1 protein-coding gene is annotated in these 537 nt (G+C 70.0%); it reads right to left on the reverse strand.

The window, feature by feature from the left end; translation table 11 throughout:
• Positions 1 to 502, reverse strand: a 502-nt coding sequence (locus PKF00_RS44305) for a hypothetical protein (RefSeq protein WP_271223800.1), incomplete at its 3' end; no start/stop codon positions are given.
• Between the last annotated feature and the right edge of the window lie 35 nt (positions 503 to 537).

Here is a 537-nt window from a genome sequence, read left to right on the forward strand (position 1 = left end):
CACCCGGCCGGCCGATGCCCGGCGTGGACAGGCCATCGACGACATCGATGGCATCGCGCTCTTCCAGCGTGCGGGCATCGAAGCTGCGCACAGTCTCGCCGGCGCCGTCGGTGGCCAGGAGCAGGCGCGTACCGGAAAACTCGCCCACGGCGATGCCGGAGGCGGGGATGTTGGCTTCGGCCAGGACCGCGCCCTCGGCCGACAGGCGGGTCACGCCGGCAGCGGGGCTGGCGGTATAGATATCGCCATCGAATACGGCACACTGGCGCGCCGGGGCGGGCAGCGGGAAGCTGCGCATCTCTTCCACCGACAGCGTGTCGCCACCGGCATCGCGCACGCGCAAGACATTGGCGGTCGCACCGGTTTCCAGCACCACGAGTTCGACAAAGCCGGCACCTTCACGCAGCAGGCACAGGCCGGCCACACCGCCATCCGTACCGGTCTCGCCGAGCGGCAGGTCGGGCACCTGGGTGCCGTTGCGCACGATCGCATAGCTGAACACGGCGCCATTATCGGGCGACGCGCCGAAGACCAGCG

Source organism: Streptosporangium carneum (assembly GCF_027922005.1).
Classification (GTDB): Bacteria; Actinomycetota; Actinomycetes; order Streptosporangiales; family Streptosporangiaceae; genus Streptosporangium; species Streptosporangium carneum.